The sequence below is a fragment of the Flavobacterium sp. FlaQc-48 genome, from assembly GCF_044007335.1.
GTDB lineage: Bacteria > Bacteroidota > Bacteroidia > Flavobacteriales > Flavobacteriaceae > Flavobacterium.
Map to the genome: position 1 here is coordinate 1 of NZ_JBIPCR010000017.1, position 11,965 is coordinate 11,965.

Below are 11,965 nucleotides of genomic sequence, written 5' to 3' on the forward strand. Positions count from 1 at the left end.
GGGCTCACCTCTTCCCATCCCGAACAGAGTAGTTAAGCCCGCCTGCGCAGATGGTACTGCAGTTATGTGGGAGAGTATGTCGTCGCCTTTCTTTTAAAAACCCTGTTTCACTGGAACAGGGTTTTTTATTCTTTTTTTTACTTATTCAGTTATAAGTAAATATAAGGTACCTTAGCTCAGATGGTAGAGCAATGGACTGAAAATCCATGTGTCCCTGGTTCGATCCCTGGAGGTACCACATAATGCTCGGATGGTGAAATTGGTAGACACGCTGGACTTAAAATCCAGTGAACAGCAATGTTCGTGCGGGTTCAAGTCCCGCTCTGAGTACTAAAACTTCAATTGGCTATGCTAATTGAAGTTTTTTTTTGTTCAAAAAAATTGGAAATTGCTAAGATTAGGGGATCAGGTTCAAAAGTTGGGATCAGCACAAAAACATTTGGAATAATAAAAATTAAAAAAGACTGTCTATATGAAATGCAGATATAATATCTGACAAAACGGATATATTACCGGATATTTTTTATCTTTGAAACTCAGACTTTTTAATCCAAACGGCTTAATCTTTGAGCCTTAAGAATTGATAATCATTATGGAACAAAAAATACATCAGGGAAGAAATGTAAAACGCTTCAGAGAAATGCTTGGCATCAAACAGGAGGCATTGGCTTTTGATCTTGGAAAGGAGTGAAATCAAAAGAAACTTTCTATGTTAGAGCAAAAGATGTAATTGAAGATGATATACTTAATCAGATCTCGGGTGCATTAAAAATTCCTGTTGAAGCTTTTCAGAACTTTAATGAGGAGCAAGCGGTAAATATTATTTCAAATACATTTGATAATGGAGCTTTCTTAAACACAGGTCATAGTGCAACATTTAATGTAAATCCAATAGAAAAATTGATTCGGCTTCATGATGAAAAAATAGCTTTATACGAGCGTATGTTGAAAGAGAAAGATGAAATGATGGCAAGGCTTGAAAAATTAATCACTAAATAATCATTGGGATATTAGTTCTATAAAGAGACTTTCGGGTCTCTTTTTTTGTTTTTGGAGCATTATTTCGGGATCAATACAATATTTATTGTGCTCTGCTTGCGTTAGGGATGGGAGTGATATCCTTTTGCGAGGCAGTAGATTTTCTGTATACACTATAGGTCTTCCCGCAAAAGATTTAACGGACAGCCCGGCCCGGAGGGAAACGCCCATATTACTCTATCAGTGGAATCTTTTTATATTGTTTCATATGAAATTTAAGGATTTTCTTTATCAACATCATTTATAAATTTAATGACACCAGTCATAAAGATTTTTTGATCGTCCCACATGGCCAGATGACTTCCGTTTGGACAGTATAAATAGCGTCCTTTTTGGACTAATTTACTTTGTTCTTCCATTGCTTTTGGATCCATGGTGTCGTATTTAGCACCAATCATAAGGGTTGGAATTGCAATTTCATGTAAACGATTTTTAATATCCCATTTTGCCAAACGACCACTAATACCAAATTCGCTTGGTCCCTGCATTATGGTGTAAATTTCATTATTAATATGTTTGCTGGCACGATTTAGTCCGTCTGGCCAGTCTTTTAAGCGACATAAATGCTGTTGGTAATAATTTGGAATGAGTAATTCCATGTAACGCGGATTATTAAAGTCTTTTTTGGCTTCAATTGCTCTGATTTCAGCTAACACTTCCGGTTTCATTTGTTTGGCCAGTACTTCATCAGCATATTTTCCATAATCCGGGGCGCTAGCCATCATATTTGCTACCAATAAGCCTTTCATGTTTTGTTGGTATTTTAAGGCATATTCCATAGCGAGTATTCCACCCCACGAGTTTCCTAATACATAAAAATTATTTTTATCTGCTCCAATGGCTTTACGTACTTGTTCAACTTCTTCGACAAAACGTTCTGTGGTCCACAAACTGCTGTCTTTTGACTGATCACTGTAATAAGATCCTAATTGATCGTATTCATAAAATTCAAATCCTTCGCGTTGAAAGAAAGTTTCAAAACACTCCATATATTCATGTGTCATTGCCGGACCTCCGTGTAATAACAGTACCTTAATTTTAGGATTAGTCCCGAAACGTTTGGTCCACACTTTAAAGTCTCCTACAGGAGTTTTTATTGGAATCATTTTTACTCCTGCTGATTCGACATTGTTTTTTTGATTATATGTAAAATAGTCGGTAAGAATGTTTTTTTTGTAATCATTTTTACAAGAAGTCAAAAGAAAAATGGTAGCTAAAACAAGGATATAACGCATAGATTTAGAATTAGTAGTGATAGATTTCTGTTGGATTAAAAATACAAATTAAAATTTATACTCATCTAATTATCTTGTTTTGAGTATAATGTATTTCGCTATTTTTATATTCTTATAGTTGGTCCGTTATTTTTAGGATTTAAAACGAAAATCACTATTTATAGTGATGTATAAAATTTGTTTGGATTGTAGTTTTGTAACTAATAGAATAAGATAAAAGATTTAGCAATGGATTGGAAAGTAATAAAACTAATGTTTTAGTTCATTATTGTTTTTACGAATACTAGCTTCTAATAGACAAAATAATTTTGTACAGGAATATCACTCTTTTTCTGTCTAAGATAAATTATTAAATGGGGGATATTTTCATTGTACTGTAAAGAAAATGTTGTTGGGCTAATATTATATAGATACGGGCTTATAGCTGACGATAATTATGACGGGGCGGATTTGGGGGCCGCCTTTGTTTTTTTAACTGAACTGTCTTAAATGCTAACGATAAATTATTTAATATCTATTTCATTAATCAACCAAACCATTTTCGACAGCATATTTTACTAATCCGGCTGTATTTTTTGCATTCAGTTTTGAGAGTAAATTTTTGCGATGCGTATTTACTGTATTCAGGCTTATGAATGTTTTCTCAGCAATTTCAGCCGTATTATATTCGTAAGCTATTAAAACTAAAATTTCTTTTTCACGAGAACTAAGTTCCGTTAAATTCGAAACCTGTTTTTCAATTTTTGAGCTGTTTAAAAGGTGTTTTTCTGCTGTTTCTTTAGAAAAATAATTTTCACCGTTTACAATAGTGTGAATCGCTTTTAGCAATTCTGATTTTTCGGCATTCTTCGATAAATAACCATTCACACCAATTCTGATCAATCTCGAAATAATCATAATATTGCTGTGCGTGCTCACTACCAGTATTTTGACATTCAGGAAATCCTTTTTTAAAATTTTGCTTAACGCAATACCATCCATTTCAGGCATACTAATGTCTAAAATAATCAGATCAATATTTTCTTTTTTTATGATTTCGAGTGCCTCAATTCCATTAAACGCTTTGCCTGCAATATTTATTTCGGGTTCCTGTTCCAACAAAGAAGCAATTCCTTGTAGAAACATGGTGTGATCATCGGCAATAAGAAGGTTTATTTTATTCATCTTGTAAAAATATAGTATTGTTTCTTTGAGGAAAATTAAAATTTGCTTTTCAATTCATCCGGCTGATCTTTTAAATCGATTCCTTTTCGATTATTTTTTGGTTGGACTGTTGCATCCGAAATTGGAATTTCAATATTTATAATTGTACCTCTTTTGGGTTTCGAATCAATCAGAAAAGTACCATTTAATTTTTGAATCCGCGTTTCTAAATTAATAAAACCAATTCCTTTGTTGTAATTTCTAGCATTAAAACCAATACCATTATCTTCAAATAAAAGGTTTAAATCATTCAATATCAGGTTTAATTGAATTTCAATTTGACTCGCTTTTGCGTGTTTGATCGTATTGGTTAAAAGCTCCTGGATAATTTTGAAGGTTTCAATTTGAATATTTTCATTCATCTCATTAATTTCCTTTTTTGGATAGGTTAAAAAGGAAATTTTTAAATTACTCGCGGCACTAATATTACTTAGATAAGATTCCAGCACTTCACAAAATTTATTCTGACTGAATTTCTTCGGAATCAACGTATGCGACAAGTTTCTAACCTGTTGATATGTTTCATCCAACTGAAGATTGATGTTGGTAATATTTGACCAATTAGAATTACTCAAGTGGTTCAATTGCAGCTTTATTGCAGCCAAATTTCCACCAATACTGTCATGCAATTCCTGTGCGATTCGTTCACGCTCTTTATCCTGACCGCTAATAGATGCCTTAATTAATTTTAATTCCTGTTCTTTCAGAATTCCATTAATTTTTTGGGAACTTATTTCTGCTTGTTTAATATTGACTAGACGTTGTGCTTTAAGTCGTTTATAATATTGAAATAAAAGACCTGTAATAGGAAGCAATAAAAATAAGAAGGCAAGAATGGTGAAGAGTTTGGTCTTTTTTTCCTGGCTAATTTCGAGGGCTTTGAGTTGTTGGTCTTTTTTAAGAAGCGAGATTTCATTTCTTTTTTTATCTGAAGAATTTTGAAAAAATAAAATCTTGTTTTTGCTTTCCTGATCACTAATTTCTTCCTGAAGGCGCATATTTTTTATTGCCTCATTTTGATTTGCTACAGTTAATTTTTTAGTCGCATTTTCAAATTGCAATACCTTAATTTCTTTTTCTTTTTGAGCTGTTTTATATTTAATTTCCAGTTCATTAATCTCTTTTGTCTTCTGAAGTTTATTAATAGAGTCTTTAATCTGATTCGATTTTTCTAAATAGGAATAAGCATTTTTATATTCATCCTGAGCCAGTGCCACTTTTTTTAGCTCCTCATAAAAATAGATTTGATCTTTAAGAAAACCAAACCTGATTGCTTTTTGTAAACCTTCAGAAAAAATGATTTTAGCTTCATTATACTTCTTTACATCAATGTACAAATCACCAACATTGCCACGCGCTATGAGTTCTAATTGATTTAATTCATTTTTATCTGCAATGATCAAAGCTTGCTGATACATTTTTAAGGCTTCGGCTGTTTTGTGCTGCAACTGATAATTAGCGCCCAAACCAAGTAAAATAACGGTTCGGCCTTGATTATTATTTGTTTTTTTACACAGCATTTCACCTTTTTTATAATAAAAATCTGCATCGTTATATTCTTTCATTTCCGAATAAATATCACCAATGTTAATATAACTGCCCAGGATTATTTCGGGATCGTCTTTATATTCAAGGCATTCTTTAAACAATTTCAACGCATTGTCATATTCACCTAATTCACTGTATACAAGAGCCAGGCCATGTTTGTGTGTATAAAAAAGATTTTTCTCGTTATACTTTTGCGAAGTTTCAATACCTTTTATGTGCCATTTTTTACTTTCGTTAAGTAATCCTTTCTTTTTATAATTGATAGCCAAAATATTATATCCCAACGAATACAATCGGTTTTTTAAAGAATCATTAACGGCGGTATTAAATTTTAAAGCCTTATTAGTATAGTAAATAGAAGAATCAATCACTGCTCTTTTATTAAAATAATACGCCAGTAACAAATTGGCACAAGCAACAGAACGATTGTTTTTTGAAGATTTTAATAGGGAATGGGCCTGCTGATACGCTTTTTTTTCGTCGCCTTTGTTGTATAAGGCAAAAAGTGTAGTAATCTTTTTTTCGTCTTTAACTTCAGTGTGGTTTTTAGAAGTACCAAGCGTCTTTTTATTTTCAATTTGCGCCTGCAAACTAAAAGATAAAAATAAGGACATCAAACAATGAAGTCTTTTCAAGTAGATAATCCTAAATAGTAGTTTTGTACTCAAATGCCAAAATGAATAAAGTTAAAGCCTTGTAAATTTGTGTTTTATAAGATTTAAGCAAATTTGCTTTAGGGATTAAAAGTACTATAAAAGCATTAATAAGTAATCGATAAAAATAATTTTTTTGCGGTAAGTTGTGATAATTACGGTTTAAAATTTAGGGAAATAAATAAGTAAAAATATCAAAGTTGGCATCATTAAAACGAAAGCTGCTCACTTTATGCATACCCATTTTTTCATGCGCTTTTAAAGATGCTTCGTTATCACTTTTGATAAATAAGATTCCTTCACGATTGGGTTCTAAACGTAGCAGCTCTTTAAACATAAGTTGCGCAAGGCCTTTTCCACGTTGATTTTGGCTGACACAAATTGGTCCATAGATATATGAATCCTCAGAACCGGAATATGATGCAGACATGGCATCAACAATAGGAACTTTACGTTTATTATTAACGGACTGAGATGTAGTAAGTAAAAAGCCGGCAATTTCATTATTTACAACTGCTATAATTTGAGGCATATCCGTCATCATTTCCTGAATTTGATCAGCTGTCAATTGTCCGGATAAAGTTCCGCCATGCGAAATTTGATTTGCTGTCTGAAGCTTTATAATTCCATCTAAATCATTTAGAGCGGCAATCTTTATAAGAATAGATTCTGTCATAAGGTTTTTATTTATAATGAGTTATAAGTTAATAAAATTTTGTTTTGAAAAATAATAAAGGTTTCTTAAATTGATTTGAATGCATTTCTGCTTGTTGTAAATTAGTGAAAGAATAGTATTAATTTTAAATATTCAAATCATGAAAAAGATACTCACACTTGCTTTATTATTGTTTGGCTTTGCCATAACGGCAAACGCACAGAAGAAAATTGAAGTTACTGACCTGCCAAAACCGGCACAGGATTTTTTGAAACAACACTTCAGCAACAGTCCTGTAGATGTTGTTAAAAAAGATGCTGAACACGGTGAAAAAGGATTCGAAGTGAAACTAAAGGACGGAACAGAAATAGAATTTTGGAAAGACGGTTCGTATCGTGAAGTAGATGGAGGTAAAAAGCCAATTCCAACTGCATTTATTCCTGAAGCAGTTAAAGCGTATGTAGCGAAAAATCATCCAAACGAAAAGATAACACACATTGACTACGGTCACAAAGATCTTGATGTCGATTTAACGAACAATATCGATCTGGAATTTACCAAAGAAGGGAAAATCTTAAAAGATAAAAAGGACTAATAAGAACTATTTGTATAATTAAAAAGCCTCATTATTATTTGTCTTTTACGATGAATTAATATTGAGGCATTTATTATTTAAAAGCTGTTTTTTCCTGAAAGATTCTCTTGTCATAAAATAGATATATTTACATCTCATATTCTTGATTTCATGGAAGAAAATAAAAATGTAACGATTTACGATATTCCTGAAAGGCTTAATTGGGCTACGTCAACTATCTCAAGAGCGTTAAAGGGTCATCATACTTTTAGTGATAAAACAATAAAGAAAGTAAAAAAACAGCTAAAGAAATGGGCTTTGTTTCTAATACTCTGGCGGCGGGTTTACGTAGGAAATAAAACCAAAACCATTGGTGTTTTTAATCCCAACAGTTACACAGCCTTTCTTATCTTCTTTGATTAGCGGTATTGAAAATTACAGTCCAAACATTGGACAACTCTATAAAATCCAAAAGCCATTCGCTATTAGCAATGGCTTTTTTATTGATTTAGATTAATTAAGAACACCAATCTTATTATTCGTTCATAATATTAAATTCGTCAACAACGCTTTTATCAAAATGGTGTTGAAAATGTATTTTATATTTCTCAATCAAATTTTCTGGAAAATAAAAGAAAACTGAAACAGAATGCTCCATAGCAAGTTGAATATCAGTATCTGAATTAAGAACATAATTTATTTCGGTTACTCTTATGAAAGTTTTTAAAAAATCTTCCTTCCCAAATTCATTTAAATTTTCAGTAAAATGAGGATTGTGAAAAAACAGGTCCACGAACAGTACTATATTTTTAAAACATAAAAAATTATCCGAATCAATCTCTTTATATTTATTTTGGAAAAAAAGAAGGACAAAACGTTTAAAAATCTGGGTAATCCTGTTTGCTATAAATTTCTCAAGTTCTTCATGCGAATCCGGATATAATTGAAAAAGGATAACTAATAAAGATATATTTTCTCTTAATGTATGATCATTTGAGTCTTCAAAATTAGCAGCAAGCTGATCAAATATCTTTTCAAAAAACAGGAAGGGTTCTTCAATGACTAATCTTTTAAAAACGGAAGAATCACATTCTATTTTAAAATCCTCTAATAATATTTCAAATTCCTTCATTTTTTCAAATTCTTTTTGTGCGTTAAGCGAAAAAATCCAAGCTTCCCATTTACCTGATATTTATGCGTAAAACGTTTAAGGTTAAATCAACCCCTTTTAATTGGTCTAAATTCTGTTTACACTCAAATGCCCTTTCCTCCTGATGTGCCTTCTTTTTTTCTATAAAAGACTCATGTGTAAGTGATATGCTTGTGATAAATGAATCATTTAAGAACAGAGCATATTCTAAACCATCCGGAATATACTTGGGATCAAGTCCCTTAAGGACTAAAATATTTTTGTTGGCAAGAAAAAAAATATTGGTTACCAGTACACCTTTTTCGTTCAGCATAATTCTAAAATTTAAGTCGTAATTCCATTAATCAATTAAAATTCAGGGACATTAGGATACAGTAATTTTTTAGACCTTATATCATTAAAATAAAACAGATACTTTTTGTGATCCCTGTCATATATACAAGAATACTCAGGCATTGGTATTTGATAATAGTTACAGATCCAACTGGCTATTCCTAAAAACAAGCCTTCTATTTGAAAATTTAAAAAATCAAATTCAATTTTATCGATTTCGATGATTGTAATCTTTTTATCCGGAATACTATCAGATACCCACAAAAGACCGTTTTCTAAATAAAACTTGTTGGCATAAATAAATTTGTTTTGCTTTGAAATATTTAATTTCAAAAATAAAGAATCATTAATCTGGGTAAGATTAGTTTCTGCCTCTAAATCCTCTTCTGTAACATCGTTTATTTTTCCGGTAAATTCGATTAGAATTCCCCAACTACTTTTAAATAATCTAAAACAAGAGTTGTGATTTTCCATAATTAAATATTCTTAATCAATCAAGATATAAGTTGATCAAAAAATGATTGTGACTTTTTTTGATATAAATAGCCTCAAGTTCATTCAGGAATTGTTCCAGACAATCAATAGCTTCATCACCTTTTATTTCAATTTCAACCGTATTTCGGCTATTGATACTATACATATCAAAAGAATCAAGCGGTAAATTATGATGTTCTAATAATAATTGGAAATCGTCCCAATTAAAATTATTTCTCATTTTAATATTATAAACTATTTCGTTCCAGTCGGGAACAATAGCTTCCTGACGGGGAAAAATCACCTCGTTATCTCCATATTCCAAGAAAAACTCAACTATATGTGTAAATTCATATTGGTTTGTTTTTTTGTTAATTTTCAAAGGTCCCTGGCTAGATACTAAATTTAGCCTTTCATCTTTATATGGATTGGAATATCCTTTGGGCTGAAAAAAAACAAATGTAAGATCATTAAAATCCACTGTCCTGATTATTTCAGTATCATCTCCAAGGATCTGATTAATAAAGTCTTCCATAAAGAACTATTTTGTTTTAAATTTATATAATGAAAATGTCTTTTTTATTTTAACTTACTATGATTTTTTATATTGATGTTTTAGAATTGTATTACCCTTTCAAAACAAATTTAATTTAAAAACCCAAACGGCAATATCATTTTGCAAACAACAATATTTCTTTTTTAATATTTCTTTTATTACAATCAAAAAAAGCCCGTTTTTTAAATTTAAGGAAATTGACTACATCCCCATTTTTTTTGAAAATAAACAGATTTTTTTATCTGGAATTAATGGAAAGAAATGTTTTTAATAAATCCTTTTTTATGACGAGAAAGAATTAACGATTATAAATTTTTTTAGCAGTATAATTAAGGAAAGTTTGTATTTCTACTAATTTGGTAGAGTTTTGATGCTGGGCATGGAAATCCAACAGAAGTTCTTGGCTGCGACCAAATTAAATTTATTGAATTATTTTATTATGTTTGCTCAAAAATATAATTCTTCAAAATAAAAACAATTGTCAAATCCTGATTTAAATTCCGATACTATTCTGGTAAATCGTTTACGTAACGGTGATGAATCGGCATTAACAGAGCTGTACAACCAATTCTGGCAATTGTTATTTATGTCATCTTATAATGTTATTAAAGACAAGGAATTGTGCGAAGATATTATTCAGGATATTTTCATGAATATCTGGCACAACCGCGAAAAACTGGAGATTCATATTTCGTTAAAAGGATATATGTATGCCTGCGCCAGATATCAGGTTTTTAATCATTTAAAGAAAAATAAAGACAAAATTCACATTGAACTTTTTGATGATTTAGAGAAACGTTTTCAGCATACAACACCCGAAACTGAAATGATGCACGACGAATTGGTGCAGCAAATTAATCTCATTATCGCAACCCTTCCGGAAAAATGCCAACTGGTGTATAAACTAAGCCGCGAAGAACAGTTGAGCCATAAAGAAATAGCAGAACGCTTACATATTTCTACGAAAACAGTAGAAAACCATATTACCAAAGCACTTCAAACCATTCGTTTATCGATGGGAAGCTCGGCCAGTGTAACCATGGTTTTATGGCTTTCCAAAAACCTCTTTAAATAAAACCTTTTTTTGATTTATAATGAACGATCAAAAAAGCAGCGTTACAAAAAACAGTCTGTCATTTCATCACGGGAAAATCAAAAATTTCTTATTTTTTTAGATGTTTTCCTTAAAAAACAAACAAATATTAAAAAAAATCCCATTTCGACTAGGGGATACATATCCTTTTGTGTACTTACTGGTTATACTCCTGTATTAATATAAAAAAAAATGAAAAAAGAAGAATTTTTGGTGTTACTAAACAGATATCTTTCTGGTGAGACCAATTTAGAGGAGAATAAAAAAATGCTGAATTATTACGAAAGTTTTCAAACTGCTCCAGATTGGGATACGTCCTTAGGGTCTAAAGAAGAACTTGAACACAAAATGCTGCATCGCATTCAGCAAACCATAAAAGCAGAAGAAGTACAAGTAATCCCGATGAAGCCATTTTATGCAAGACCAGTCTTTAAGATTACGGCGGCGGCTTCGGTTGTACTTTTAGTATCGCTTTCGGTATTGTTTACTACCAACCCTAACAAAACAAATATTCCAGTAGCCCATAAAAATATTGAGATTGGCAGTGATAAAGCAACTTTAACGCTCGAAGACGGATCTGTAATTGCACTGGAAAAAGGAAAAGCCTATACAGCAGGAAACGTTTCCAGTAATGGAGAAAAATTAGTATACAATCCAAAAAATGCAACAACTGCTATTGCAAATAACGTATTGACCATACCACGAGGCGGACAGTTTTTTATACAATTGGCAGATAGTACAAAAGTGTGGCTGAACTCAGAATCGCAATTAAAATATCCTGTCGCTTTTACTGACGGAACCACGCGCCAGATAGAATTGGTTTACGGAGAAGCCTATTTCGAAGTTTCGCCAAGTACCAAACACAAAGGTTCCAGATTTAAAGTAAAAACCCAGACCCAAAATGTGGAGGTTATAGGAACCGAGTTTAACATCAAAGCCTATCGTGATGAAACGTCAATTTATACCACATTGGTAAAAGGTAAAGTAGCGATTAGCAATGCAACCGCAAAAGAGTTCCTGGAACCAAGCGAACAGTCGAAAATAAATTTCAACAGCAATACCATTTCCATATCGAAAGTAGATGTTTATAATGAAATTTCATGGCGAAAAGGACTTTTTGTATTCAAAGGAATGCCGCTTGCAGCAATTGCCAAAGTATTGTCGCGCTGGTATGATGCTGATATTGTGTTTGCAGATCCGGCTTTAGGAAATGTGAAATTCAATGGGGTTTTAAATAAAAATCAAAAACTGGAAGACATATTAACCACCATCAAGAATATTAATTTTATTAATGCCTATGAGATAAAAGACCATAAAGTAATATTGAAATAAAAAGAAAAGGGATTAAAGCTTAGACTTCCGACGGTACTGCACTTTATCCCTTTTTTGAGTATTAATCAATTCATCCATTTTAACAACCGACCAACCAATTAACATGTAAATTTATGAAATT

General features: G+C 31.7%; 12 protein-coding genes, 2 tRNA genes, 1 rRNA gene and 1 pseudogene. 8 read left to right on the plus strand and 8 right to left on the minus strand.

Annotated elements, in window-relative coordinates:
• The 4 genes and pseudogenes from rrf to ACHRWY_RS21615 form a co-directional block, all read left to right on the plus strand.
• Positions 1-91, plus strand: a 5S ribosomal RNA gene (gene rrf / locus ACHRWY_RS21600); the annotation flags it as partial.
• A gap of 74 nt (positions 92-165) precedes the next feature.
• A tRNA-Phe gene (locus ACHRWY_RS21605) sits at positions 166-238 on the plus strand.
• A gap of 6 nt (positions 239-244) precedes the next feature.
• Positions 245-330: transfer RNA gene (locus tag ACHRWY_RS21610), tRNA-Leu, on the plus strand.
• Positions 331-592: 262 nt separating this feature from the next.
• Positions 593-999, plus strand: a pseudogene (locus tag ACHRWY_RS21615) (XRE family transcriptional regulator).
• A 254-nt stretch (positions 1,000-1,253) separates the two neighbouring features.
• Here ACHRWY_RS21615 and ACHRWY_RS21620 read toward each other — a convergent pair.
• The 4 genes from ACHRWY_RS21620 to ACHRWY_RS21635 form a co-directional block, all read right to left on the minus strand.
• Positions 1,254-2,273: a proline-specific peptidase family protein gene (locus ACHRWY_RS21620; RefSeq protein ID WP_395357463.1), complete on the minus strand. Its 1,020-nt coding sequence runs from the start codon at positions 2,271-2,273 to the stop codon at positions 1,254-1,256.
• 522 nt (positions 2,274-2,795) lie between these two features.
• Positions 2,796-3,437 (minus strand): response regulator, encoded by a 642-nt coding sequence (locus tag ACHRWY_RS21625; protein WP_395357465.1) that lies wholly within the window; start codon positions 3,435-3,437, stop codon positions 2,796-2,798.
• Between the two features lie 35 nt (positions 3,438-3,472).
• Positions 3,473-5,638 (minus strand): tetratricopeptide repeat protein, encoded by a 2,166-nt coding sequence (locus ACHRWY_RS21630; RefSeq protein WP_395357466.1) that lies wholly within the window; start codon positions 5,636-5,638, stop codon positions 3,473-3,475.
• A gap of 208 nt (positions 5,639-5,846) precedes the next feature.
• Positions 5,847-6,353: a GNAT family N-acetyltransferase gene (locus tag ACHRWY_RS21635; protein WP_395357467.1), complete on the minus strand. Its 507-nt coding sequence runs from the start codon at positions 6,351-6,353 to the stop codon at positions 5,847-5,849.
• A gap of 139 nt (positions 6,354-6,492) precedes the next feature.
• Here ACHRWY_RS21635 and ACHRWY_RS21640 point away from each other — a divergent pair, with 139 nt between their 5' ends.
• Positions 6,493-6,927 (plus strand): PepSY-like domain-containing protein, encoded by a 435-nt coding sequence (locus ACHRWY_RS21640; RefSeq protein ID WP_395357469.1) that lies wholly within the window; start codon positions 6,493-6,495, stop codon positions 6,925-6,927.
• Between the two features lie 150 nt (positions 6,928-7,077).
• Positions 7,078-7,329 (plus strand): hypothetical protein, encoded by a 252-nt coding sequence (locus ACHRWY_RS21645; protein ID WP_395357471.1) that lies wholly within the window; start codon positions 7,078-7,080, stop codon positions 7,327-7,329.
• A 112-nt stretch (positions 7,330-7,441) separates the two neighbouring features.
• On the opposite strand, the gene ACHRWY_RS21650 is transcribed toward ACHRWY_RS21645, so the two are convergent.
• Genes ACHRWY_RS21650 through ACHRWY_RS21665 form a run of 4 tightly spaced genes read right to left on the minus strand, consistent with a single transcriptional unit; the run spans position 7,442 to position 9,398 of the window.
• Positions 7,442-8,038: a hypothetical protein gene (locus tag ACHRWY_RS21650; RefSeq protein ID WP_395357473.1), complete on the minus strand. Its 597-nt coding sequence runs from the start codon at positions 8,036-8,038 to the stop codon at positions 7,442-7,444.
• 49 nt (positions 8,039-8,087) lie between these two features.
• On the minus strand, positions 8,088-8,369 hold the full coding sequence (locus ACHRWY_RS21655) for a hypothetical protein (protein WP_395357474.1): 282 nt from the start codon (positions 8,367-8,369) through the stop codon (positions 8,088-8,090).
• A gap of 35 nt (positions 8,370-8,404) precedes the next feature.
• Positions 8,405-8,863 (minus strand): hypothetical protein, encoded by a 459-nt coding sequence (locus ACHRWY_RS21660; RefSeq protein WP_395357476.1) that lies wholly within the window; start codon positions 8,861-8,863, stop codon positions 8,405-8,407.
• 16 nt (positions 8,864-8,879) lie between these two features.
• On the minus strand, positions 8,880-9,398 hold the full coding sequence (locus ACHRWY_RS21665; RefSeq protein ID WP_395357477.1) for a hypothetical protein: 519 nt from the start codon (positions 9,396-9,398) through the stop codon (positions 8,880-8,882).
• A gap of 499 nt (positions 9,399-9,897) precedes the next feature.
• Here ACHRWY_RS21665 and ACHRWY_RS21670 point away from each other — a divergent pair, with 499 nt between their 5' ends.
• Both ACHRWY_RS21670 and ACHRWY_RS21675 read left to right on the plus strand, forming a co-directional pair.
• On the plus strand, positions 9,898-10,494 hold the full coding sequence (locus ACHRWY_RS21670; protein ID WP_395357478.1) for an RNA polymerase sigma-70 factor: 597 nt from the start codon (positions 9,898-9,900) through the stop codon (positions 10,492-10,494).
• 210 nt (positions 10,495-10,704) lie between these two features.
• Positions 10,705-11,844, plus strand: coding sequence for a FecR family protein (locus ACHRWY_RS21675; protein WP_395357479.1), 1,140 nt, complete (start codon positions 10,705-10,707; stop codon positions 11,842-11,844).
• Positions 11,845-11,965: the final 121 nt, after the last annotated feature.

Coding starts and splice junctions, on each gene's coding strand:
- ACHRWY_RS21660 (WP_395357476.1), bottom strand. CDS start 8,863: ATGGAAAATCACAACTCTTGTTTTAGATTATTTAAAAGTAGTTGGGGA.
- ACHRWY_RS21625 (WP_395357465.1), bottom strand. CDS start 3,437: ATGAATAAAATAAACCTTCTTATTGCCGATGATCACACCATGTTTCTA.
- ACHRWY_RS21655 (WP_395357474.1), bottom strand. CDS start 8,369: ATGCTGAACGAAAAAGGTGTACTGGTAACCAATATTTTTTTTCTTGCC.
- ACHRWY_RS21665 (WP_395357477.1), bottom strand. CDS start 9,398: ATGGAAGACTTTATTAATCAGATCCTTGGAGATGATACTGAAATAATC.
- ACHRWY_RS21640 (WP_395357469.1), top strand. CDS start 6,493: ATGAAAAAGATACTCACACTTGCTTTATTATTGTTTGGCTTTGCCATA.
- ACHRWY_RS21630 (WP_395357466.1), bottom strand. CDS start 5,638: ATGTCCTTATTTTTATCTTTTAGTTTGCAGGCGCAAATTGAAAATAAA.
- ACHRWY_RS21650 (WP_395357473.1), bottom strand. CDS start 8,038: ATGAAGGAATTTGAAATATTATTAGAGGATTTTAAAATAGAATGTGAT.
- ACHRWY_RS21620 (WP_395357463.1), bottom strand. CDS start 2,273: ATGCGTTATATCCTTGTTTTAGCTACCATTTTTCTTTTGACTTCTTGT.
- ACHRWY_RS21635 (WP_395357467.1), bottom strand. CDS start 6,353: ATGACAGAATCTATTCTTATAAAGATTGCCGCTCTAAATGATTTAGAT.
- ACHRWY_RS21645 (WP_395357471.1), top strand. CDS start 7,078: ATGGAAGAAAATAAAAATGTAACGATTTACGATATTCCTGAAAGGCTT.
- ACHRWY_RS21675 (WP_395357479.1), top strand. CDS start 10,705: ATGAAAAAAGAAGAATTTTTGGTGTTACTAAACAGATATCTTTCTGGT.